Below are 24,807 nucleotides of genomic sequence, written 5' to 3' on the forward strand. Positions count from 1 at the left end.
GAAAGCGCCCCATTCAATATTTATAATAGGTTAATCCTGATAATATTCTGCTAATGCGTTTGCAGCGACGATGGCTTGATAGACATCCGCAGGCGTGACTGGGTGCGGCATATTCCCCATCGTGTCTCCTTCAGCACATGCAAGTTCTGCTACTTTGCGCCATTCTTCTTCTCTGAATTCATCCAGACCCAGGTCTTTTAATGTTAAAGGCAGCCCAACTTCTTTAATAAAGTGGATGACTGTTTCTATTTCTTCTTTTGGTGCATCTTCTAAAACAAGCTGCGTTAATAAACCAAACACCACTTTTTCACCGTGTTGTGCATGGTGGAGCGATGGAACTGCAGTCATTCCATTATGAATAGCGTGTGCAGCAGCTAAGCCGCCAGCTTCAGCGCCAACACCGCTTAAGTAAATAGTGGCTTCAATTGTATTTTCAACAGCGGGCGTAGATACTCCGTTATCAACGGCAATTTTAGCTTGAAGGCCGTACTCCAGTATCGTGTCATAGCACATTTTTGCTAAGCCTAATCCAGAAAGAGACGGTTTCAAATTAACCAGGTTGTCCCCGTTTTTGCGGTAACATGCCCGTGCTTCGAAATAAGTAGCAAGCGCATCACCGATGCCAGCTACGAAGAAACGGGTCGGCGCCGCTGCTAAAATGGCGGTATCCGCTAATACAACGTCCGGATTGGACGGTAAAAATAAGTAGCGGTCAAATGAACCATCTGTATTGTAAATAACAGAAAGGGCTGTACACGGTGCGTCTGTTGAAGCGATTGTCGGGAAAATGACTACGGGCAAATGCTCGTAGTAGGCAGCTGCTTTCGCCGTATCTAATGTTTTTCCGCCGCCGATGCCGACGATTACATTTGCGCCAGAGCTTCTCACTGCTTCCCGGTGCCGGTCAATTTCTTCCTGGGTAATTTCTAAATTAAACTTAGCAAATTCACTCTTATGCCCTGCCTCTTCAAAGGATTGGCTGGCTTCTTGACTGGCGCGCTCAAGAATGAATTCATCACAAATGACATAAGCGTGGTCCCCGTATGTTTTTGTATATGTACATAATTCCTTCAACAGGTGCTGCCCTACGATAAATTTCTTGGGGGATGTAATAGACTTTACTGATTTTGACATTTAAAACAATCTCCTTTAGTTGGATTTTTCAGCTTATTATTTGCTGTAAACAATTTAATTATAGCTAATTTAGCGCCGATTTGCTTCTAAATTGCCTGTCAAATGTCACGATGAAGGTCTATGTTTTGGGTATATATACCTGTTTTTCATTTCGCTTTAATGAAAAATCATATATTTTTGCTCTTTCCGCACTAATAAACAAAAAAGAGGCTGCACGGGGCAGCCTCTTTTTTGTTATACATCGATATTATGAAACCTTTGTTTCTTCTGGTGCAGGAGTTTTATCTTCTTCTTTAGGAGTTTCTGTTTTTAGTGCTGTTGCTTGCTCGACAAGTGATTTTAAGCGTTTGATCTCGTCGTTAGCCAATTTTTGCAGCTCTTGAGATTTCGCTGTTAACGCTTCATAATCAGCCTTATTCTTTTTATCTTTTTTCTTAGATGCAGCGATTTGTTTGTCGATCGCGCGTAATTTATTGATTTCAGCTTTTAGTTTTCCAGCATAGCTGTTGTACTTTTTATTTGCAATTGCTTTTGTTAATGCAGCCTCAGCTTGTCCTTCTTGGTTCACGCCAAAGTCAGCATTTATCGCTTTTGTGATTTTGTTAATTGCTGCTTCAGAAGCGTTTAAGCGCTTTTCAATGGCTTTTCCTTGCTGTGATTTAATTACCGCTTTTTTCTTTTGCTCTTTTTTCTTCACTGCTTGTGTTTTTGCCTTCTCTGGCTCCTGAGCACTTACTAAAGAAACCGATGATGTAACTAGCGTAAACGCCAATAAACTTGCTGCTGCTTTTGAATACCAATTCTTTTTCATTCCCATACTTCCTCCTCAATTGGGTAACGGTAGCTGGCTAGCCTGGATCGCGATCTGTAGCCCCTATAGCTTTGTGACATCAGGTTTCCCTGACTGTACCACGGCTTCATCATACAACAAAATTTTTAGCGGAAAAAGCAGTTTTTATCAAATTTTGAAGTTTTAACATATGTATAATTTGCGTAATATTTAAGGGATGATTGCCCTTTTTCTAAGATATTCCGCTATAGAGATTTTACGGTAATAAAAGGAGTATTTATCCTTGGGAAAGATCTCTTTCTGCTTATCTTTAGAAAATTCCAACAAAAAAGCCGGCAGCCAGTATACGTTTAATCGGTTCACTGGCTGCCGGCTTTTTATTTCTATAGATAAAATATGTCTCTGTTTGTAAGAAATTATTGAATATAACAAGAAAAACGTGTAATACTTTTGAGATATTCCTCGTCTACTTCCAAGCCCAGGCCTGGCGCATCGCTAAGTTGAATCACGTCCCCGTCGTAAGTTACAGCGGCAACGTCCCGTGAAAACATGAGCGGTCCCACCATTTCATTGGTTTCAATGATGGATCTGCTCATAGCCAGGTGCGCACCAGCCATGGTGCCGATGGCTGATTCCACCATGGACCCGACTTGGCAAGGCATTTCTGCCGCTTCAGCTAAATTGGCTAAGGCTAGAGCCGGATAGATTCCGCCCGATTTCATCAATTTGATGTTCAGCATATCCGCCGCCCGCATGCCGATGACATTCACTAAGTCTTGAATATTATGAACCCCTTCGTCCACCATCACTTTCTGCGGGGAAACCGCCCGAATTTCTTTAAGAGATCTTAAATCATGGGCCTTTACCGGCTGCTCGTACCAATCCACATTGCAGTCAGCTGTTTCACGAATCACTTTTAGTGTATCAATTCTGTTCCATCCTTGGTTGGCGTCCACGCGAAGCTGAGTCACCTCGCCAATGGCTTGTCTTACAGCTTGAATCCGCTGAATATCCATCGTCGCATTTGTGCCTACTTTAATCTTAATGTTTCGGAACCCTGCTTCCACATAACGTTGGGCGTCCGCTGCCATTTCCTCGGGTTCTTTAATGCTAATGACTTGAGGAACTTGCAATTCTTCGTGCGCTTTTCCGCCAATTAACTGATAAACCGGCTGCCCGGTGATTTTTCCCATTAAATCGTACAAGGCGATGTCCAGCGCTGCTTTGGCTGAAGGAACACCGTCGATTTTGCCGTTAAACTTTTTGTGAATGCGGTCAATGGCAAAGGGGCTTTCATTAATAAGCAGCGGAGCCAGTTCGTGCTGGATAACCTGATAGGTGCTTTCCCATGTTTCCCCTGTCACATTTTGGTCAGGCACTGCTTCTCCCCAGCCGATTACTCCCTCGTCTGTTTCGAGTTTGGTAATAATGGTCGGCATATCATCTAGTTGAACATATGAAATAATAAAAGGTTCCTTCAGCAGCAAGCGTGCCGCAAACACTTCCACTTTTTTAATCTTCATGAGCTTTTCCGTCCTTCCGCTTACAGCTCCTCATCAAGAGGAGTTGTTGATCACTGGTAATGCTTAATAATTTCAATAAATAATTGAATGGCATCAGGAAATACCTCTTCATCAAGGTCGAATCTTGGATGGTGATGCGGGTAGCGGCTTTTTTCGCCGCCGATGCCTACGAAGATAAAGGCACCCGGTCTTTCTTGTAAATAAAAAGAAAAATCTTCGCCGCCCATGACAGGGTCGATTGCCTCGAATGTTTCCCTGCCGAATTGTTCGGCGATGATGGACTCGACAAATCGGGCTTGCCCCGGATCATTGATGACAGGCGGTGTGCCAAGAATAAATTCCACTGTTCCTTTGGCGCCAAACGCCTGGCAAATTCCCTCTGTTAAGTTCACCATATTTGTTTGAATCGTATGGATCGCCTCGGGTGTCAGCGCCCGGATTGTCCCGATTAATTTGGCAGTGTCCGGGATAATGTTATAATTCGTTCCTGCTTGAATTTGCCCCACGGTAATTACTCCTGCATCAATCGGATTTAAGCGCCGGCTAATGATGCTTTGAAAGGATTGAATTACATGGGTAGCAATATAAATAGGATCAATCGTTTCGTGTGGCATCGATCCGTGGCCGCCGGAGCCTTGAATGGTTATCTCAAAATCGTCAATAGAAGCCATCATCGGACCGTTTGTTAAGCCGATTTTTCCTTTTTCAAGCCCTTGCCATAAATGAATGCCGAAGATGGCATCTACTCTCTCTAAAACGCCTTGTTGAATCAGGCGATCGGCTCCGCTGGGGGTCATTTCTTCGGATGACTGGAAAATCAGCATAACGTTTGGCTTGATTTGATTACTTTTTCTGGATAGCCATTCAGCAACGGCTAATAGGATCGCGGTATGGCCATCATGGCCGCATACGTGAGCGACCCCTGGTTTTTTGGAGATATAAGGCTTGTCGCCTTCTTCCATAATCGGAAGAGCATCGATGTCTGCCCGCAAGGCAATCGTCTTCGCTCCTTCTGTTCCTTTAATAAAGGCTACTATACTGGGAGGCTCATAATCCAATAGTTCAATATTTAATTCTTCTAATCTGGTGCGGATAAACCGGCTCGTTTCATGCTCTTCTCCAGAAAGCTCGGGATATTGATGAAGATAGCGCCGGTCTTCAATCGCTTGTTTCGTTAAATCCATGATCTCTTTTGTTTCCACGAGTAACTCCCCTTTTTTAAAATGGTCCGTATTGAATCAACTGAGCAATCACAAGAGCAACCACCGCAACGGTTACTTGAATGAGCATAAATGGAAAAATCCACTTTATCCACTTGCCCCATGGAATGCCTGCAATGGAGAGACCGGCCATCAGAAATCCTACGGTTGGGAAAATGATATTCGACATGCCATCCCCAAACTGATAGGCAAGAACAGCGGTTTGCCGTGTGACACCAATCATGTCAGATAGCGGAGCCATAATAGGCATCGTTAAGGCGGCTTGGCCACTTCCAGACGGGACTAAAAAGTTTAAAAACAATTGAAAGATAAACATTCCGACAGCATTCAATGCAGGAGGAATGACATCCAGTAATCGAGCTGTATGGTACAAGATGGTATCAATCAGGCCGGCATCATTAAAAATGACCAGAATGGATTGGGCCAGCCCGATAATTAAGGCGCCGCCAATCAAATCCCCCGCTCCCCGAATAAACGAATTGGCAATGTGAGACGGAGCCAGCTTTCCGACAAGACCCATAATAATTCCAAATAACAAGAACAGACCGGCGATTTCAGTGATATACCATCCTAATTTCATCACCCCGTACATGAGCACGATGAAGTTAAGGAGGAAGGTTACCATTACAAGCTTATGTCTCATGCTCATTTTTATATTGGCACCGGCGAGCGCCTCCTTGTTTCCCGGCTGAAAGTTGCCGTAGAAGCCAAGAGACGGGTTATCCTTCACTTTGCTTGCATAGCGATACACATACAGGACGGCTGCCAAGTATAAGACGACAAAGATGACAACGCGAAAGATAATTCCTGAAAACATTGGCAGCTCAGCGATTTCTTGGGCAATCCCTACTGTAAACGGATTCATTACAGCAGAAGAGAAACCGACAGAGGCACCAAGAATAACGATGGCAAATCCCGTCATCGCATCAAAACCTAAAGCGACGGCAAGCGGCACCAATATTCCAACATATACAATCGTTTCATCAGACATTCCCATTAAGGAACCGGCACAGGCAAAGAAGAGCATTAATACAGGGATGATTAATTTTTCCCTATTGACCATTTTCACCGAAAGCATAGATATAAAAGAATCTAATGCACCAGTGGCTGATAGAATGCCGAAGGTGCCGCCAACAATGAGTACGAAGAAAATAATACTCGATCCTTGCATCATGCCAGAGTGGACACTGCTAAAGATATCTAAAAACCCGATAGGATGTTCATCTGCGTATTGGAAGGTGCCAGGTTGAATAACACTGCGTCCATTGACTTCCTCTCTTTGAAATTCGCCTGCAGGAATGATATAAGTTAAAACGGATGATAACACAATCAGGCAAAATATTAAGACATATACATTGATTCCTTTTGGCTCTTTCGTACTTCTCATATCGACTTTAGTCTCTAATTTACTCATCTTTCATCCCCCTTTAATAAAGGCCTAGCATTATGAACTTTTCTTCTGTTTCAACATTCTGTTCAATCGATGTTTCTTTTCCCTCCTTTTGCTTCCTCCCGTTTTTTTTTGAAAGTTCCGTCTTATTCACATTGTAATGGATCGAAAATCAAATAAAAAATTGCGATTTCAAATAGTTACTATTAGTAAATTTGCATATAAAAAGGCGACTGTTGCCTATTAGGCAACGTCGCCTTCAGAAAAAGCAGAGAAGCCAAGCCTATTTAAATGGTGCTCCACATATCTGTGACCAAATCAATGAACGTATTTACATTGCTAAAGCCTTTCAGGTTTTCAGGATAAACTACGTATGTAGGCAATCTTTTGGGGAAGCGGTAAAGCACATGCAGGCTGCCCTCGCTCACTTCCTTTTGGATGATGCGGTCGCTTAATAAAGCAATGCCGACTTCTCCCAGAACAGCCCGTTTGATGGCCTCCTCGCTGCCAAACTCAACAATGGTTTTGGGTGCACACCGAATTTCGCGCAGACAGCCTTGAATAATGCTGTCCATCCCATAGGTAATAAACGGATAGTCATCAAATATTTCCTGAATCGGCCGGTGATCGACAATGAGCGGGCTGCCCACGAGAACTAAATCCTCTTCATCAATCAAAACCTCCTCAATGCCCGGCCGGCTTTGCTTTCCTGCCACAAAGCCGACATCAGCCTTGTTGGAGCTGACCAGATTCATCGTTTCTTTGCTGTTAAAGCAGAGAAGCTTAATGTTTACTTGAGGGTAAAGCTTAATGAAAGGTCCTAAAATATGAGACAAATAATATCCGCAGTAAAATTCGGGGGCGGCAATCGTTAAGTGCCCAAACGGCCTTTCGAACTTTTTTAAATCAAGCTCCATTTCGTCTATCACCTGGAAAAGCGTATCCGTATGTTCTTTCAGCAGTTTCCCGATCTGAGAAAGAAATATCTTCTTCCCCACTCTGTTGAATAAGGTGTGCCCTAACTCTTCCTCCAGCGCTTTAATCTGCTGACTAATTGTCGGCTGGCTATAATTCAGAATTTGAGCGGCTTTGGTGAAGTTCAAATAAGTAGAAACTACATGAAATGTTTTTAAATTGCGCAAATCCATCGATCCACACCCTTTCTCAGAATCGAGCAGCTGTCTATTATCGTGCGTCTTTTCTGTTAATTGGAATACCATTATACCGAAAAAGCCCCGCTGCGTCAGATGGAGTTATTTTCCTTAGTCTGCCCTTGGAGGGATTGCGCTCAATAAAAAGACTTCATTGAAAAATGAAGTCTTTTGTCTGGGTATATAGTCATTGTATAGAAGGTGTGCTTTCTTTGCTACCTTCCTGCAGAAATTTCTCCATTTCATTGTTCTTTTTTATAAAACCCATTTTCGCATAAAGCGGTTCGCCGGCTTCGGTTGCGTGCAGCCATATTCGTTTGACGCCCCTTTGCTTGCTTTCCTCTATACAGCATTCAAGCAGTTTGCCCGCCAAGCCCTTTCCGCGATATTCAGGAAGAGTATACATATTCAGAATATAGGCTTCCAGTCCTTGAGGATTTTCCGGATAAGGAGGTCTTTTAAACAATGCCATTCCGCTTATACTGGCCGGTTTTTCATCTATTTCAGCTATATAGGAAATAAATTCACGATTTGAAAGAGCATGTTGCAAATACTCTCTGGTCGAAGCGGCCAAAAGCTGTTCTTCCTCCGAGGAATGTAATTCGCCCACTTCTTTTAACAAAGCCAGCCGCAGGTCTATGATCGCATCTATTTGCTCAAATGAGGCTTTCAAGCAACGGAACATAAAAAAACACCCTCTTGTATTCATAGTAGTTTCTATCATTAATACGATACAGAGGATGTTTTTTCCTTGCTCATTTCAGTAGGCCGCACTCATTTTTCGTTTGAAGGCGGTTATTAACTATAAAAGAATCTTTATTTATTTATTAAAACCAATCTTCTTTTCTTCTTTGTTTGTTAGAAACCTTTTACTCTTTGACGGTTGCTGCTTGTATTACTGATTTTTCAATAGGTAGTTAGAGAGGTCATCCATGATATGGTTGGCCGCTTGAACTCCCAGGCCGCTTAGCCAGGTTTCGTCATTGACTTGATATACTTTCTTTTCCTTTACAGCTGTTAGCTCATTCCACGCAGGATTCTTCATAACCTTTGTGTTTAACAGGTTTTCTTTATCGCGTGTGAACCAGAAAATGACGTCGCCTTCCATGTCATCAATCTGTTCCTCTGTTAATTGGACGGAAAACTCATTCTTATTCTGTGCCGGCGGCCGCGGCAAGCCGGCATCCTGAATGACTGCCCCGCTAAAAGAATCTTTTAAATAGGCGGCTACATGATCGGTCCGTGCCCGCAAAATAGAGATTTTTGAATGAGCAGCGTTTTCGCCCATTTTCTGTTTAAAATCATCCAGGCGCTGTTGGTAATCGCCTAATATTTTTTCGCCTTCTTCTGTTTTTCCAAGTGCCTCTGCTTGCAGTTTTAAATTTTCTTTCCATGTGACGCCTAGCTCCTCAACAAAAACTGTTGGGGCAATTTTCGAAAGCTTGTCATAAATCGCTTCATGAGTGTCCTTGCTTCCTAGAATTAAGTCGGGCTTCAGCGACGCAATCGCTTCTAAATTAGGCTGGTCAACCGTACCGATATTTTTGATTCCCGCTGCCTGGTCTTTAAGATAAGACGGAAACGGCTCATCAATAAAAACTGTAGCGGCTCCGACCGGCTTTACATCTAAAGCCAGTACGTTATCAAGAGTTCCATTATCGAGCACTATCACCTTATCCGGCTGATCAGTAACCTTCGTTTCGCCCATTGCATGTTTCACTACCCGCTCCTTCGCTGCTTGTTTGCCTGATGATTTATCCTCAGCCTGTTGATCGCTGCTGCATGCTGCAAGGGCGAGTGCCAAGAAAATCGAGCAAATGAGCATAACAATGCGTTGGTGTTTGTTTGGCATTGACTATTTCCTCCTTCAAATGTAAAATCTTACTATGTAATAATTGATAATAATTATCATTATCAAATATAGAGGGTGGATCAAATATTGTCAATAACATTTTTGGTTAATTTTAGAATCTTTTCGGGTGGTGAATGAAGTGTACACGTTGGTATCTAAGAGGCCTGGTGTGTGGCTGATTCTGGCCTTTGTGGCCATGCTTAGCTGTTTTGCGGCAAGCATTGCTTATGGAATATCTGAAATTTCGATACATACTGTCTGGTCTGCATTGACTGACTTTAACGGTTCAAAAGAGCATGTCATTATTCGAACCGTTCGTCTTCCGCGGGCTCTTATCGCTTTAGTAGTAGGAGCTTGTTTAGGGGCAGCAGGGGCTATTATGCAGGCATTGACAAGAAATCCTCTTGCTTCCCCTGATATCCTGGGGGTAAATCAAGGGGCGGCCCTGTTGATGGTTCTGTCGATTTTTTTTATGGACGATGGCTCCCTGATGTCCAGAACTTGGTTTGCGATGATAGGAGCAGCCCTCGCTGCTGTCCTTGTTTATGGGCTTAGTTCCATTGGCCACAGGGGATTGACCCCCTTAAAGTTGACGCTGGCCGGAGCTACGGTGGCTTTGCTGCTTTCTTCTATTACGCAAGGAATTCTCATCCTGCATGAACGCTCTTTAGATGAAATGCGTTTCTGGCTGGCCGGATCAGTGGCAGGGCGGGATATCCAGCTTTTTCTCCAGGCTGTGCCGTTTATGGTGATTGGCATCCTATTAGCCATTCTTCTAAGCAAGCAAATTAACCTGCTTAGTTTAGGAGATGATGTGGCGTATGGACTTGGCCAAAAAATTGTAACAGTAAAGCTTTTATCCCTTGCGGCTGTTGTTTTATTAACGGGAAGCGCGGTTTCTGTCGCGGGCCCTATTGGGTTTATCGGGCTAGCTGTTCCCCACATCGTCCGTTCGCTCATCGGGAGTGATTACCGCTGGGTTTTTCCTTATTCTGCCGTTTTAGGAGCGATCACCTTACTGGCTGCTGATATAGGCGCCCGCTTTTTTTATGAAGTCCCTATTGGCGTCATGACCGCGTTAATAGGCGCCCCTTTTTTCATCTTTCTGGCTAGAAGGAGTGTTCACTGAATATGGATTCCGCTAATACAATACCTATCAAAAGAAAAAAGTTTTCTTTGTCTTTGTCTAAAAAAACTTTATTCCTTCTTTTCTTTTTGACGGCTCTTAATGGGGCGGTGCTGATCGTCAGTGTCAGTGTCGGGGAATATCCGATTCCTCTCGTGGAAGTGGTTCAAACAATAGCAGGGACAGGCAGCGCCGAATACGATTTTATTGTGAATACACTGCGTCTTCCGCGCACGCTCGTTGCCTTCCTTGCTGGAGCGGGATTGGCCGTATCGGGTTTGATTCTTCAAGGCTTGACGAGAAATTCCTTGGCATCTCCTAGTGTGCTTGGACTGAATGCGGGTGCGAGCTTGGCCGCTGTCACTGTCATTGTGCTTCTTCCCGCTGTTTCTCTTTTTTGGCTGCCTTTCGCTGCCTTTTCAGGGGCTTTTCTGGCTGGTTCTTTTGCTTACTTTCTAGCATGGAAGCAAGGAAGCTCGCCCGTGCGCCTCATCCTGGTTGGAATCGGCATCTCTTCTATTGCCCAAGCGCTAGTGACCATTGTTATGACATTTGGGCGTATTCAATTAGTCGGACAAGCAGCCATTTGGATGACTGGCAGTGTGTATGGAAGAGGATGGGAGCATTTTTGGCCGCTATTTCTCTGGATTGGCCTGCTTATTCCGTTCACATGGCTGCAAGCACGGCACTTAAATATTTTTCAGCTGGGAGAGGACATAGCTAAAGGAGCCGGCGTGAAGGTAGAATGGCAGCGCGGCATCCTATTGCTGACAAGTGTCGCGCTTGCCGGAGTCTGCGTGGCTGCGGCCGGTACCATTAATTTTGTGGGGTTAATGGCACCTCATATGGCCCGCCGGCTGGCAGGAGCGTCTCATGCCTCTTTAGTGCCCCTATCTGCCTTGATTGGCGGTTTGCTTGTTATGAGTGCTGATTTAGTAGGGAGGGTCATTCTCGCGCCTATTGAAGTTCCTTGCGGGATCATTACAGCGGTTGTAGGGGCTCCGTATTTAATTTATCTTCTCTATAAAGGAGACAATAAGTAATTTAAAAAGCTAAGTGAGCATAACCCCGTCCTCGATTTAGGATGGGGTAAAAATATAGTAATAACATCGTTTCAAAATTTAAGGATGATTCCTCTTCGTTAAAGACGGGATCGCGGTGTCCCGGGAGCGTCGAAAACTCCCGGGACTCTTCCACCCATAAATCTATTATTCTGAGCTGTTTTTAAATGCTTTTTCCTTTGTCTTAAATTCTTCCTCTGTTACAGCATGAAAGATTAAAGGGCGGTCTGTCTCCCAAAATGACAGTTCAAATTGGGAGGCATCCCCGTGAAAATGCCCTGTTAGTTTAGTTTTCTTTCCATCAACCGTCGTGTAGAGCTGCAGCATGCTCCCGTCCGTTATTCCAACCGCCTCATATCTAGTTTCTGTGTAAGGTTTATTGTGATCACTTTTACGGGTCCTCATAAGAAGTGAACCTGACACATCTCCTTCACGTGTCCACTCGTCTATTGTGAGAAGCAACTGAAACGGTTCTTCCTTCTCAGAGTAAAGGTAACCGAAAGTACGATCTAGTTCGGAAAAAAAGGAATCTGCATGTTGATTGAAATACTGTTCTTCGTTATAGTCAGCCTCCTTTGCCTCGTCTTGAAAATCCTTTATCTCTTGATCAAATTCTCTGCGGTCAACCGCTCTGTACAATCTTTCATACTTTCCCTGCTTTTCCTTAATCAAAAGATTTTCTCCAGAAAACTCAACATCGACCTTCTCTGTTTTCCCTTTAAAGTCTAACTTGAATTCATAGCCTTCCTCAGTTTTTTTTCCGGTCAGGGGATACTTGGTTTCCTGAATAGAAGAGTCTTCTTCGACGACATCCAGTTGGTGAAGTGTTCCCTTTACCTTCCTGCTGGAGTTTGTTAGATCAAACCAATAAAAATCGCCATTTCCCCCCTTATATACAAATGCATAAGGAGTGTTGAGAGGCCCCTTTGGATGTAAGCTCGGCCACCATAGTAAAGCACTAATCAGCAGCCCGCCGACTAGCACGGCTAAGCCTAAATATTTGAATGTATTCACTTTGCTCCCCCCTATGATTCACAAACAGGACCCTTGGCAGGAAAACGCTGCATCTTGTGCTTCCAGTCGATAAGCTTACTTTTTGGGATGAAAAAAAGTTTACACTTAACTCCCTAGCATATTATTTTTCTTTTAACATTGAATACTTTCGATAAGCTTTATAGAAACTGCTGCCAAATAAAACAACCAGAAGCATGGGAGACAACTTCAAAAGGACAAATGGAGTTTCAAATAAAAATGCCTTCCAAAACAATGACCCATTCATGCTCCAAAGACCTTCATGGTATAATTCCGAATCCTTGTAAAGCATGTAAGAATAAGCTGCGAACAGCATACCCAGCCAAAATGGATACCCCATTAATCTTTTATAATAATTCCCCCTTGATTGGCGATCCGAGAAGATTTCATTTTGATCATCTCCTTCTTTTTGCCAATACCGTATTCCACTAAGCCAGGGTCCCTTTATATAGCTCCAACTGAAATCCTCATATATTCCTTTGTATTCAGCTAACTTTTTCCTAGGTAAATAATCTTGATAATCCAGTCGCATCACATATCTCTTGTCAGTTTTTTCGAAAGTGTATGTTCCTAATCCACTAATATTTGTACAACGATAGCCTTTTTGTAATTGCTCGTTCAGCCATTGCTCTTCTTTTTCAATATCAAAAAACATCTTAAATTTCTTCATTCGATTCACTTCCTTCGTATAAGGATAAAATATGCAACAACCTGTTTTGTTCCATTTTCAAAATGGCGCTTCCTTCTTCAGTTATCATATAAACTTTTCTCCGGCCTGACTCTCCAACAGGTTCAATCCAACCGTGCTTATTCAAGTTTTCAATCGCGCCGTATAATGTACCCGCTGCTAAAATAACAGTACCATTACTTATCTTTTCTATTTTCTGCATGACGGCATAGCCATGAAGTGGCTCACGCAGAGCTAATAAAATATAATGCATGGTTTCAGACAATGGCAGTAATTTATGCTTCATTTCCTTCCCCTCTATTCAGTTCGACTATATAGTTCAACTTAATAATAACATAATGCAGTTCAACTGAATAGTCAACAGCATGTTCAAAATTAGTCAAAGGAACTTAAAGTGAAAAGCTTGAGAACAAGGGAAAATCAATTTGAAAAGTCGCTTTCCTTATATAAGGAAAGCGACTTTTGTGCAGACTGATTCTATTAAATTAAAGGGCCCGATTGCGGAATAAAACGAATTTCATGTTTTAACAACTTCACTATCTCTGTACAGCCGCCTGGAATGGAAATCAGCAGGTCGCATCCGCGATCTGAGAGGAAACCCTTTACTGGTTTCCGTTTTTTTAGCCAGGATTCAGGCTTCACAAAGATAAATGCTTTCGGAATATAGCCGGATAGAGCTTGCCCGCCGGGAAAGATAAGACTCCCACTCTTCGGAATCAAACATAGGATCGGCCAGCCAATGAAGAGGAATTTTTAAATTCAACAGACGGCCGTTGATCTTAAAACGGGTGACTCCGGCGGGCATTGTTTTCCCTGCTAATACCACTTCTTCAAGCTCCGCCATGGTATAGACAGGAGAAGTGACGCGCACCTGCCCTTTTTCTAAAGCGGCACTGCTGTTCTGCGCTACCCGTGTAACTGCCCCATGCCGACTATAGGAATCCACAATTTGATGCCAAATTTCCAGCCGTTGCCACCAATGGGCCTTATCGTTTCGAGGAGCTAAGCAATACGTGCTCCCATCATCTGCTGTGATTGTAACGATAGCCGGCTGATCATGAGAACGGACGTCCTCATATACATGACCTTGTTGCTTTAAAGCCGAAAGCCATGGACCGGCAGAGACAATATGATCCCAAGCCTCAAGCATAATATCCTCCGCTCTGGCCAACTGAACGGGAATCCTTTTGCACCCCATTCGCTGTAGAGCCCCTGTCCGGTGTGCGCCGTCTAAGATTAGGTAACGCCCGTCGCGCATCTGCATGGCAATGGGCGGGTGACAAAGTTCTCCTGACTGCTGAATCGCCTTGCATGTTTTGTCCAGGCGCTGCGGTTCGTGGTCTTCATGCAGGCAAATGGCATCTATGTTGATTATTTGTAAAGAAGATAAAATGTTCATGGTTGATCGATCCCTGCTTCCTTTGATTGATTTTGGGCCGCCTTTTGCCGAAAAGCATATAAAGGATTTTGAACTGGCTGCGATCTGGTCCCCTCCTCGGCAAATAATCTTCTTTTAGTTAATTGCTCCACCTCCATTGTTTCTGAAAATAAATTAAAGACAGCAAAACGTTCCTCCAAGCCGGGAAATTGGGATTGATAGTCAGAAATAATCTCCGCTATCAACGCCCAAAAGTCCTCTTCTGGCCAGCTGTAATGTTTCTCTAAAAAGAAGGCCAGTTCACCCAGATTAATAAAGAAGAAGGCGTCCTGGAAAAAGTCTTTAACGGCCGTTGGATCCCTTAGCTCGATAAAAGAATTCCTGTTTAGGCGGGGGTGATTTCCAGGAGGCAGCACGATATTCGGACAGCGATCAGGATCGCGCAAATAGTCTCTTGAAAACCGGAGGCCATCATGGAAATCCTTTAAAGCAATCCGGGAGGGCCTTCCTTCTTGCTGAATCAGTATCATGTTCTGTGCGTGTGACTCCATGGCAACACCATGTTTATATAGAAGGTGGATCAAGGGCACAATTGATACTTGGAGCAGATCTTTTAACCAGCAGCTGATGCCAAGCTCACGGACCCACGGATCAATGAAAGGCTTTCCGTTGATGTCAACAGTGGCCAGTGCATTAAACGGCAGCGCCTCTTCACCAGGTTCAAGGTACGAATGCAAGCTTTCTCGCCAGATAGCCCCCAAGGTTCCGTACACTTGGGTCTCTATTGGATCGGGCAGGCTTTGGTGATCATATGTGACGCCAAGAATCTCCTTGAGAAGGATGAGGCGGCATGTCTCTTTTAAATAAGAATCACTTTCCAAAATCTCTCCGAGCCAATCAGATAATCTGGCGGCATTTAGAATCGTATGCTGGGCCAAGATTCTTCCTGTTGAAGTATTTGTGATGCTGAGCGGCAGCTTGATATAAGCCTTCTTTGGAAAAGAATAATTGGCCAAGGTGCGGATAGATTGCTGCGGCCGGTAAAGGTCTTCTCCCTCGCCTAAATAAATCAGCCGCCCATCGCTAAACGGCTCAATAAACCCTGTTGAAACTTGCTCCCGCCATTGCCAAGGATGAATAGGAATGAAAGTATACTCTTCTGTGCTCCGCCCTTTTTGAGTTAAAAGAGAGACAAAACGCTTGAAGGTTTTTTCACCGAGCTCCTCCTGCAAAAACGCAGCATGATCCAGCTGTTTTGCAGCAGAAATCTTTGCTTCTTCCTTTTTCACAGCGACCCAAACAGGCTGAATGACTGGCTTAAATTCTGGACCGTACGTGCAATTGTCAGCAAGGTCAAAGCCGATTCGCGACTTGTAGCATGGATGATAAGGGTGTCCATCCATGATGTCCCCCTCTAGTTCATCGTAGTCCGGTTTTTGTAGTGCCGGCTGCTGCCCGCGGCAGAACTGGGCAAACGCATCTTTTAGAAGGGTTTGATTGATTTCTTCTATAAATAACGACAACATCGGGCTGTCGTTATTCATCAAACGGGAGGTCTCCAGTAAGAATGCGGTTAATGAATGAGCCTCCTCCTCTTTATTTTGTGCGATCCGTTTCACCGGCTCGCTAGTTAGCCGGATACGTCCAAAACTGCCTGGATGTTTTCCTTGGCATTGATAATAGACAGCGTTTCCTGCTTCATCCATTCCTTGCAGCACATAGGTGCGCTCATTTTCACTCGTGATCGTTACTTCTGGCTCCATAATTCCCTCAAAAAGGAGTGATTCAATCAATTGGCGGAAAATCCGTCTTCGGACTTGGCTGAATGATTCGGATTGCAGTACACCATCATACTCCGGAAAAGGCTGTCCGTGCTGGATCTCATTACCGTTCATAAAAACACCTCGTTCTTGTCGTTTATTCATTACAGCTGCTTTATTCATTGAATGCGATCAGCTCCTTTTTCAATCCGGCAGCCGTTTCGTCTAAAGTTCCGATATAGAAGTGGTCGGGGTGCGGATGGCTGAGAAAATCATGATGCGAGATAGCCCACCCATAGGCTCCCGTGTAGCGAAAGAGAACAATGTCCCCGATGCGGACGCGAGCAACCCGGCAGTCCTTTGCCAGTACATCTTTTGGGGTGCATAATTGTCCAGCTATGGTGATTTCGCTATCTGTCAGCTCTATGCGGGCAAACGGATTATTCCACTGGTCCATATGTATAATTTCAAAAGGATGGCTATGCTGCCAAGAAACAGGCAGACGGAAGTGGTGCGTCCCGCCTTTGATAATGACATAGTTTTTTCCGTGATTTTGTTTTATATCCAGCACCTCTGCTGCATAATAACCGCATCCGGCTGTTAAGTAACGGCCACATTCAAAAATAATGTCTATATCCCCCAGTTGATGAGAAGCAAGGACCGGCTTCAATTGATCAATAAATAATTCCCAATTAAACTGCTGGTCGAGCTGCTGATAATTGACCCCGATGCCTCCGCCGGCATTGAGATAAGAAATAGTCAGGTTAAATTCCTCGACCCATTCTTTGACTTTCTGACAATAGTTCTTCACAAGCTGGGCATGCTGGAAGGCATCCAGATTATTAGATAATGAGTGTAAGTGAAACCCTTCTAAACGTACACCCTCTAAAGCGACTGCCAGCTTGATCGCTTCGCCGATATTGCGTTCATCAATGCCAAACTGAGTGGGCCTTCCCCCCATCGCTAAAGTCGCTTCAGGAAGCGGAGAGTGTAAATTCACGCGCAGAAGAATCGGAAGGATGGCTCCCTTTTGTTTGGCAATATAACTAGCCCGCCGCAGCTCATGCAGACTCTCCACATGCAGCAGGCTGATTTTTTGCTCGATCGCTTCGTGAATTTCTTCATCTGTTTTGCCTGGGCCTCCAAACAGAATGGGAATATCTGCTGAAATAGCGCGGACTTTACGTATCTCACCAATGGATGCTACTTCAAATCCATGAACAATCGATGAAAGGGCTTGGAGAATAGGTGTGTCCGAGTTAGCCTTGATAGCGTAGAACATCCGGCACTTTTCGGGAAGAGAGCTCACCCGATGCTGAACGTGGCGTGTTAAAGCACGCATATCATATAAAAAAGCGCAAAAAGCTTTGTCATCATCTAGTTTGGCTTGTTGAATGTACTCATGAATGGATGTCATGAAGAACCCCCCTTTTATATTAACTAGTACCTAACGGATTGCTTACCTGATGAACCCGGATTTCGGTATCAGGATACAGCCGCCGCTTCGTTAATTGTTCTACCTGTACAGTTGGTGCAAATAAATTAAACAACTGATATCTCTCAGCCAGTTGAGGGAATCGCTGTTGATGCGTTTCCAATACTGTTCGTACAAGAGCCCAAAATTTGCGCTCGTCGTATCCAAAATGATCAGCCATAAAAATCGCTAATTCCCCTATGTTGATGAAGAAAAGAGCATCATGCATAAAATCCCGCACAGCTGCTATATCATCTGTTTCGAGAAAGGAATTTCGGTTGACCCGCGCATGGTAATCCGGTGTCTGCTGCAGGCAGGGAGCTTTTTGGGGATGCATCAGATGCTTTTTGGAAAAGCGGATGCCGTCATGAAAATCCTTTAAAGCTACACGCCTAGGCATCCCCTTCTCATGGATCAAAATCATATTTTGAGCATGAGTTTCAAGGGCGACCCCATGGGCATACAGAAAATGAACAACCGGCAGAATACTTGCTTCGAATAAGCGGCGCAGCCAGCTTTCCGCTCCATATTCAGTCACCCACTCTTGAATGAACGGCCTGCCATCCGCATCCAATGCTGATAGCGCGCTGAATGGCACGGCTTCTTCCCCCGGCTCCAAAAGTGAATGGACACTCTCCCGCCAAATACAGCTTAATACCCCGTATGTCGATGAACGGGCGGATGCTGACAAGGAAGGCGGATCATAGCATATCCCTATTGTCTCGCCAAGCAATGCAACACGCGCCTCTTTTAGTAAGAATTCATCCTCTTCCACCATTTCTTTGAGCCAATCTGAAATGACAGCTGCATTTTGTACGGTGTGGGGAGCCAGTATCCGGCCTGTAGATGTATTCACTAAGCTCATGGCCAGTTTTAAATAACACTTTGCAGGTGAAGTCATATTGGCTAATGTGCGAATAGACTGTTGTGATCGATAATAATCACCCGATGTACCGAGAAAAATAACGCGTTTTTCCCGCAGGTCTTTCAAAAAGGAAGTGGTGATGATGTTGTTCCACTGCCAAGGATGGACAGGCAAAAAAACATACTCCTCAGCAGACACCCCCATCTCCCGGAGTCTTGCTTCAAAGGCAGAAAGCCGGCCAGCACCCAGCTCTTCTAGCAAAAAATCCCGGTAAGATTGACGTGCTGAAATAGATTGCTTGATTTCACTTTTATGAGCAGCAACCCATAAAGGCTGAATGGCCTGCTTAAATTCGGGTCCATAGCGCCAGTTGTCCTCAAAGCTAAATCCGATCCTCGATTTGTAGCTTGGGTGGTAGGTATGCCCGTCCATCACCTCGCTTTCCCACTCGTCGTATTCAGCATTCCGTACATGGATGTTCCTGTGCTGCCGTGTATATTGGGCATGCGTATCATGAAACAGGGTTCTTTCTAATTCATTTGCAAAAGCGGCGATCTTATCTTCATCCGCTTGGAGGCTGTATTGAATATCCAAAAGAAATTGGGACAATGACTGCGCTTCGGTTCGTTGTCTGTCTGATCGTCTTTCCACAGGTGTATCACTTAGCCGGATTCGCCCGAATGTAAATCGTTGAACACCGCGGCATCTGTATTGAACCGGTCGGCCCTTTTGATCTTTTCCATTGATAAGGAAGACTTGTCCGTCTTGATCGGTCTCTATGTCAGGAAAGATGACTCCTTCATATATCAATGATTCGATCAATTGCCTAAATATTCTTCTTCGAACTTGGATATATTGATCAGATTGAATGGCCTCCGCCAATGTTACAGTCAGATCTTCCATGGTAAAATGTCCTCCTCTCGTTTCCTTAAAAGGTTCGGGACTGGAACATAGAGAGGCTTTTCCCCTCTTTTTTGAAAATAACTGATTAAATTGGCCTTGGCCGGCAAATGCTCCTCCTCAAGAAGACTTCGTAAGTAAGGCAGGCCTCTGTCTTGATCGAATAAGCCCGAAGACTGAAGGAATTCGCCGACTATTTTCCAGAGCTTTCGTTCATCCGCCCCTCCATAAAAGGCGAGTGTATGAAGCAGATGACCGAAATGATTGACGAGCACGTAATACTTCAATCGGTGCCAGGCTTCGGCATCCGGATATAAAGCAGCGCTATGCGGATCGATTATTCCATCAAAATAGCCCAGCTCTGCCGCCCGCTCCTGGCTGATGCTGACTCCCTCAAGATCTCTTACATAAAAGTGAACAGGCCAGCCATCCTGTAATGTCACCATGGAATTTTGGACATGGGCTTCTAGGCTGATTCCGTATTCTGCAAACAAGTACATTAATGGCCGCAGCGCTATCTCCAAGTAACGTTCAAGCCATGTTGTTAGTAAATCAGAGGAAAGGGCTTTTTCCCCATCGTTTACAGCGGATCGTATAGCTTGCATTAATGGGGGCTCCGGCTCATTCATTGGCTTTTCCAATAGGCCGGCGACAACGAACGGCGTACTTTCCGCAAAAGGCTGAACTGCAGGATTTTGCCGGAAGATCACGGCGAAGCTTTCAGCGATCTTCAGCTGATCCGGCTCATTCACTGCCGGGATATTTAAGGTTCTATAGCCTTCTTCAGCAAGGACTGTAAAATGATCATAAGGAAGCTGCTCTGATACTTTCTTCAACAACCGACTGGCATCTACCGTGCGTTTTAACTGTTCCGGCGGATTCACTCTGACGAAATTTGTAATACGGACATTCAGCGGGAGCTTAAAAAAATAACCGTGTGCTGGGTCCCATACGGTCCGTACAGAGGAAGTAGGGTAAACCGGATTTGCCAGCGGGCCTAAATCTACTAACTTTCCGGCCTTTACTAATTCCTGAACCTCGGTCCAGCCTTTTACGTACTGAGCTTGCCAGGGATGACATGGCAATAACCGATAATGCTGCTGTGTTTCGCCCAGTTTCTGCCGGGCTTCTTTCAGTACTTGTTCCGGCAGCAGCATCTCCTCTGTTTCATCTGCTTCTTCCTCCACTAAGCCCGGCTCTGCAGCAAAATAATGCAAGGCGAAAGAAGCGGACATCTCCGGTGCGTAGCGGGCCAGGTCATCAGCAGAAAATCCTTGTGAACTTTTAGGAGCAGGATGAAACGGATGGCCGGACAGTAAAGCTTGTTCCGCCGCGGCAAATTTCTTTTCCCCTTCTGCCTTCCAAAATGGGAGACTGTTCAGCTGATGCCGCATATAGACTTCTGTTTTCTGCAAAGAATTCTCGATATGGGCAAGTATCTCGCTCACTCTATTTTGTCTATCCAGTTCATCAGGCAGGTCGTGAGAAAGTTCCAGTAATACAATTTCAGCCAGATCATGAAGCCGTTCAATCTTTCGAATGCTTGATTTATCCATTTCTTCAAGCCAAAAAGACTCTCCGTAGCGATGATGGCCAAAAGGTGAAAGATAAAGGACTGTTCCCGCGATTGCAGCTTTGGCTCTTGGAAGCACTATACGCATAGGTTCTTCATCAGAGTGGCTGTCTTTAAAGACAGCGGAAAACTGCGGCAGGCTATCTAAAGAATGGATTCTTGGGTCTGTCATTCCGGTTTCACGCAAGTAGGTGTTTAACAGACGCTCAATAGCTGAACGCTGAGCGGCATTCCGAATGGTGTGAACAGACGTCTTGCTGTTGATCTGCATAGAGTGCATGTTGTTTTCCTCCCTTGCCTTTAATACAGGCTCAAAGCTGTTCCAATATTGTTAGCAATCGCCCTCCGGTAAACCTCATAGGCACTTGAAATGTCTTCAATCGCCATTCCCATTGGGTTCAGAAGAATGATTTCCTCCTCTGACTCCCGCCCGGCCTTTTTGCCAATCAAAATTTCTCCTAATTCAGCATGAAGTTGCTCGCGGGAAAACTTGCCTTCTACAACAAGCTGATGAATGACTTTCTTTTCTCTATTCGCCTGCTCCCAATCGTCGACAATGACTTTATCCGCTTGAAGGAATACCTCTTTGTGGACATCCATAATGGAAATGTTGCTTATAAATGCCCCTTTCTGCAGCCATTCAAATGGAATGTAAGGCTGATCCGTGACGGTTGCTGTAATGACGACTTCTCCTTGGCGGACGGCCTTCTCTGCACTGTCTGCCACACATACCTCGACTTGTTCAAACTGCGATTGAATATGTTGGGCCATTTTTCGGGCAGATGCTTCGTTCAAGTCAAAGAGATGGACCTTGCGAATTTGCTCAAATTGTTCAAGCATGGAAGTGACTTGCATTTTGGCAATGATGCCGCAGCCTAAACAGGAGATTTGCTGAAAGTTTTTTTTGGCAAGATAGTTGGCTCCTATTACCGTAACGGCTGCCGTACGCATGGCACTGATTAAACTGGCTTCCATAACGGCTATTGGATAATTCGTTTGCGGGTCATTTAAAATAAGCAGGCCGCTGGCGCGTTCCAGGTTTCTCTTAACCGGGTTGTCATGCTTGCTGCCAATCCATTTAATTCCAGATACAGGCGATTCGCCGCTAAGATGCGCCGGCATGGCAATAATGCGGTCTGCGATATGTCCCTCTTTTCCATTAGCTCTCAAGTACGGCTTTAAGGGCTGAACAAACTCGCCTTTGGCATGAAGCCGAAGAGCCCGCTCAAGAGCCGTAACATAAAGGTCAGAAGATCCCCCTCCTGCTTGTTGAATATCACTTTTGCTTAAATAACAAATAGATGGCTGATTCATTTCTTTTTCTCCTCTTTTCAATTAGTTGTGGTGTTTTGTGATAGGTTTTGAACCCATTCTTCACTGTACACACTATCCAAATAACGCTCTCCCCGGTCTGGCAAAATGGTGAGGATGCGTGATGAGGATTTTAGGTCAGGGATTATTTTTTTCAAGGCAGCGACAACCGAGCCCGATGATCCGCCGGCGAAAATACCTTCTTTGCTAAGTAAATCCCGGCATCCTTGAGCAGACTCCATATCGTTTACATAGATAATTTCGTCAATTTCCTCCTCATTTAATAATTCTGGGATCCGGCTGGAACCAATGCCGGGGAGCTCCCGTTTGGCTGCAGGCGCTCCAAAAATGACGGACCCTACAGCGTCTACTGCGATCACTTTCACGTTCGGGTGATCTTGGCGAATCCGGCGGGCACAGCCTAGAATACTTCCTGTTGTGCTCACAGCAGCAATTAAATAGTCAATTGGCCCGTTTATTTGCTTTACCATTTCATCTGCCGTGTCTTGATAATAAGCCTGCCAGTTCCATTCATTGGCATACTGGTTAATCCAGTAGGCTTTCGGATGGCTTCTTAACAATTGCTGGACGCGTGCAATTCGTGTTTTTAGATATCCGCCTTGATCGTCTGGTTCATCCACCATCTCAATCCGGGCTCCCAGCAGCTTTAAAATAGTCAAATTAGCTTTAGTGATCTTTGGATCGACCACTGCTGTAAAAGTCAGGCCATAGCTTTTACAAACCATAGCCAAAGCAATTCCAAAGTTTCCGGAGGTGCTTTCAATAATGTGAGAGTTTCGCTGGATCAGCCCTTCACGCAATCCTTGCTCGATAATAAATCTAGCCGAACGATCCTTCATGCTTCCCCCTGGATTCATCAGCTCAAGCTTGGCTAAAACCTCGACATTGTTCTGGGAAAAAAGCCGACTCAGTTGAATTAAAGGAGTATTGCCTATACAAGACACAATAGAATCAGCTACTCTTCCCTCTTTGCCAAAAGATTGATTCAACAGTTCAATCATAAAAACCCTCCTGTTTGACGATAATGAAAATCACTTTCAATTAAGATGATAAGAGAGAATGATAATCATTGTCAATGAGACTTCTGGCTTATACAAAAATTTGAAGTGATGATTTATTATGGATTTTGAAATAATTGTTTCCAATCACCCGCTCTCTTTTATCAGCAGAAAGGAACCGATGGAATGAAAGACAAAAACAAGGATACTAATATCACTATTTTATGGATGGGCCGTTTCCTGACTTCTGCTGGCCTCACGGGCATTAGCCCTTTCCTGCCGCTTTACCTGGAGGGATTGGGTGTTCATGATACGAAAGCTCTCTTGCTTTGGAGCAGTCTGGCCGTTTCTGCCCCCGCTGTTTCTTACGCTATTTGTACGCCGTTTTGGGGAAAGCTTACTGACCGCTGGAGTAAAAAATGGATGGTTATCAGGGCTTTGTTTGGGCTTGGAATCAGCATTTTTTTAATGGGGATCGCCCAAACTCCTTTTCAGCTTTTTCTATGCCGCCTGTGCCAAGGGGCTTTCGGGGGGATTTCAGATGCAAGTGCTGCTTTTGTAGCTTTAGAGGTGCCTAAAAATAAACAGGGGAAAATTCTCGGCCACTTACAGTCGGCCAGTTCCATAGGGCTGTTAGCGGGACCGTTAATGAGCGGTCTGCTCGCAGGAGTGTGGGGGTTTAGCTTCTTGCTGCTTTTCACCGGGTCTTTAATTATGATGTTTGCCTTTCTTTCCGTGTTCGTTTTAAAAGAAAGAGAAAGAAAAAAATTGAACCACCAAAATACACACCGTGTATCCGCGGCGTTCCATAGTTTATTTCGGGACCGCACAGTCAGGCTGTTTATCTTAGCGGGAATTTTAGCAAAAATCGGGGATTTCGGAATCTTTACGATCTTTTCTCCTTATATTAAATCCATTGTGCCGGAACAAGCGGCTATTTGGGTTGGGTTGCTAATAGCCGCTACATCGATGGGGGAAATTGTCGGTTCACCTTGGTGGGGGAAGAGAAATGATTCTTCCTCGGTGGAGAAGAATTTCTTTTTTGCAGCCAGTCTTTGTGGACTTTTTGTCTTATTGCAAGCCTTCACGCAAGATGTCCGCTGGCTTTTGTTTATCAGGTTCCTGCAAGGCTTTTTCTTTAGTGCGTTAATCCAAACCGTTCTCTTTTTCGTGATGCAAACCTCCAGGCAGAACAGTCAAGGTGTGCGCATCGGTGCCACAAATAGTGTGCTAGTCATTGGGCAAATTATAGGCTCCTTTCTGGGATCGCTGCTTGCCGGCTATTTGGACATGCCTGTCGTATTTGTTCTTATGGGATTTGTTTTCATCAGCAGCTCTATATTAGTTTGGTACAGCACGTTAGGATCGAAGCAAGCGCTTTTCTTGAATGTGAAGCCATATGAAAAGCATAAATAGTCCTATTATTTATTTAGTCAAAAGAAAAGCTGACAGGCGGTCTGTCAGTCGCCGCTTGTTGGCAAAAGGGAGGCAGAATGATCTTATTCCGAACCTTAAGTTCTTTGTCCAGCTGCCCTCTTTTTGTGCACTTGATTGGAATGG

The 24,807-nt window shown here is 44.6% G+C and carries 21 protein-coding genes and 1 riboswitch; of the genes, 3 read left to right on the plus strand and 18 right to left on the minus strand.

Translation table 11 applies throughout. The features are described 5' to 3' along the window. Window positions 1–30 precede the first annotated feature (30 nt). The 8 genes from BBA02S_RS06940 to BBA02S_RS06975 all read right to left on the minus strand — a co-directional run bounded on the left by BBA02S_RS06940 (window position 31) and on the right by BBA02S_RS06975 (window position 9,060). Window positions 31–1,134, minus strand: coding sequence for a glycerol dehydrogenase (locus BBA02S_RS06940; RefSeq protein WP_041098737.1), 1,104 nt, complete (start codon window positions 1,132–1,134; stop codon window positions 31–33). 247 nt (window positions 1,135–1,381) lie between these two features. After that, window positions 1,382–1,945 carry a hypothetical protein gene (locus BBA02S_RS06945; RefSeq protein WP_125474396.1) on the minus strand — a complete coding sequence of 188 codons (564 nt, stop codon included), beginning with the start codon at window positions 1,943–1,945 and terminating at the stop codon, window positions 1,382–1,384. Window positions 1,946–1,970: 25 nt separating this feature from the next. Then, window positions 1,971–2,055, minus strand: a riboswitch (cyclic di-GMP riboswitch). A 285-nt stretch (window positions 2,056–2,340) separates the two neighbouring features. Next, on the minus strand, window positions 2,341–3,447 hold the full coding sequence (locus tag BBA02S_RS06950; protein ID WP_041114111.1) for a mandelate racemase/muconate lactonizing enzyme family protein: 1,107 nt from the start codon (window positions 3,445–3,447) through the stop codon (window positions 2,341–2,343). A 50-nt stretch (window positions 3,448–3,497) separates the two neighbouring features. Further along, window positions 3,498–4,631 (minus strand): M20 metallopeptidase family protein, encoded by a 1,134-nt coding sequence (locus BBA02S_RS06955; RefSeq protein ID WP_041114172.1) that lies wholly within the window; start codon window positions 4,629–4,631, stop codon window positions 3,498–3,500. A gap of 34 nt (window positions 4,632–4,665) precedes the next feature. Beyond that, window positions 4,666–6,081: a YfcC family protein gene (locus BBA02S_RS06960; RefSeq protein WP_041114110.1), complete on the minus strand. Its 1,416-nt coding sequence runs from the start codon at window positions 6,079–6,081 to the stop codon at window positions 4,666–4,668. Between the two features lie 263 nt (window positions 6,082–6,344). Beyond that, window positions 6,345–7,277 carry a LysR family transcriptional regulator gene (locus BBA02S_RS06965; protein WP_223664079.1) on the minus strand — a complete coding sequence of 311 codons (933 nt, stop codon included), beginning with the start codon at window positions 7,275–7,277 and terminating at the stop codon, window positions 6,345–6,347. 118 nt (window positions 7,278–7,395) lie between these two features. Continuing rightward, window positions 7,396–7,893 (minus strand): GNAT family N-acetyltransferase, encoded by a 498-nt coding sequence (locus BBA02S_RS06970; RefSeq protein ID WP_052477356.1) that lies wholly within the window; start codon window positions 7,891–7,893, stop codon window positions 7,396–7,398. 210 nt (window positions 7,894–8,103) lie between these two features. Further along, window positions 8,104–9,060 (minus strand): ABC transporter substrate-binding protein, encoded by a 957-nt coding sequence (locus BBA02S_RS06975; protein WP_052477355.1) that lies wholly within the window; start codon window positions 9,058–9,060, stop codon window positions 8,104–8,106. 139 nt (window positions 9,061–9,199) lie between these two features. On the opposite strand from BBA02S_RS06975, the gene BBA02S_RS06980 reads away from it, so the two are divergent. Together BBA02S_RS06980 and BBA02S_RS06985 are read left to right on the plus strand one after the other, a co-directional pair. Continuing rightward, a complete protein-coding gene (locus BBA02S_RS06980) occupies window positions 9,200–10,189 on the plus strand; it encodes a FecCD family ABC transporter permease (protein ID WP_223664081.1) in 990 nt (329 codons plus the stop codon). A 2-nt stretch (window positions 10,190–10,191) separates the two neighbouring features. Then, entirely contained in the window at window positions 10,192–11,229 is a 1,038-nt protein-coding gene (locus tag BBA02S_RS06985; protein WP_041114109.1) for a FecCD family ABC transporter permease, read from the plus strand. Window positions 11,230–11,394: 165 nt separating this feature from the next. On the opposite strand, the gene BBA02S_RS06990 is transcribed toward BBA02S_RS06985, so the two are convergent. From BBA02S_RS06990 to sbnA, 10 genes are all read right to left on the minus strand, one after another. Continuing rightward, window positions 11,395–12,261, minus strand: a complete 867-nt coding sequence (locus BBA02S_RS06990; RefSeq protein WP_041114108.1) for a hypothetical protein — start codon at window positions 12,259–12,261, stop codon at window positions 11,395–11,397. 121 nt (window positions 12,262–12,382) lie between these two features. Next, window positions 12,383–12,949, minus strand: coding sequence for a DUF2812 domain-containing protein (locus BBA02S_RS06995; protein WP_041098720.1), 567 nt, complete (start codon window positions 12,947–12,949; stop codon window positions 12,383–12,385). Continuing rightward, the gene (locus BBA02S_RS07000; protein WP_014663320.1) at window positions 12,936–13,253 is read right to left on the minus strand and encodes a PadR family transcriptional regulator; all 318 of its coding nucleotides are present in this window, start codon (window positions 13,251–13,253) and stop codon (window positions 12,936–12,938) included. The genes BBA02S_RS06995 and BBA02S_RS07000 overlap by 14 nt, the downstream gene beginning before the upstream one ends. A gap of 345 nt (window positions 13,254–13,598) precedes the next feature. Beyond that, entirely contained in the window at window positions 13,599–14,366 is a 768-nt protein-coding gene (locus tag BBA02S_RS07005) for a ParB N-terminal domain-containing protein (protein WP_041098717.1), read from the minus strand. Then, on the minus strand, window positions 14,363–16,288 hold the full coding sequence (locus BBA02S_RS07010; RefSeq protein WP_052477354.1) for an IucA/IucC family protein: 1,926 nt from the start codon (window positions 16,286–16,288) through the stop codon (window positions 14,363–14,365). Before BBA02S_RS07010 ends, BBA02S_RS07005 begins: the two co-directional genes overlap by 4 nt. Further along, window positions 16,281–17,522 (minus strand): type III PLP-dependent enzyme, encoded by a 1,242-nt coding sequence (locus tag BBA02S_RS07015; protein ID WP_052475198.1) that lies wholly within the window; start codon window positions 17,520–17,522, stop codon window positions 16,281–16,283. The genes BBA02S_RS07010 and BBA02S_RS07015 overlap by 8 nt, the downstream gene beginning before the upstream one ends. Before the next feature lie 19 nt (window positions 17,523–17,541). Continuing rightward, the gene (locus BBA02S_RS07020) at window positions 17,542–19,347 is read right to left on the minus strand and encodes an IucA/IucC family protein (RefSeq protein WP_041114107.1); all 1,806 of its coding nucleotides are present in this window, start codon (window positions 19,345–19,347) and stop codon (window positions 17,542–17,544) included. Next, a complete protein-coding gene (locus tag BBA02S_RS07025) occupies window positions 19,335–21,197 on the minus strand; it encodes an IucA/IucC family protein (protein ID WP_052477353.1) in 1,863 nt (620 codons plus the stop codon). Before BBA02S_RS07025 ends, BBA02S_RS07020 begins: the two co-directional genes overlap by 13 nt. Before the next feature lie 20 nt (window positions 21,198–21,217). Next, window positions 21,218–22,231 carry a 2,3-diaminopropionate biosynthesis protein SbnB gene (sbnB, locus tag BBA02S_RS07030; protein WP_041098713.1) on the minus strand — a complete coding sequence of 338 codons (1,014 nt, stop codon included), beginning with the start codon at window positions 22,229–22,231 and terminating at the stop codon, window positions 21,218–21,220. A gap of 17 nt (window positions 22,232–22,248) precedes the next feature. After that, on the minus strand, window positions 22,249–23,250 hold the full coding sequence (gene sbnA / locus BBA02S_RS07035; RefSeq protein WP_052477352.1) for a 2,3-diaminopropionate biosynthesis protein SbnA: 1,002 nt from the start codon (window positions 23,248–23,250) through the stop codon (window positions 22,249–22,251). 183 nt (window positions 23,251–23,433) lie between these two features. On the opposite strand from sbnA, the gene BBA02S_RS07040 reads away from it, so the two are divergent. Then, window positions 23,434–24,663, plus strand: coding sequence for an MFS transporter (locus BBA02S_RS07040; protein ID WP_052477351.1), 1,230 nt, complete (start codon window positions 23,434–23,436; stop codon window positions 24,661–24,663). The last annotated feature ends 144 nt before the right edge of the window (window positions 24,664–24,807 follow it).

Source organism: Bacillus badius NBRC 15713 (assembly GCF_001591605.1).
GTDB lineage: Bacteria > Bacillota > Bacilli > Bacillales > Domibacillaceae > Pseudobacillus > Pseudobacillus badius.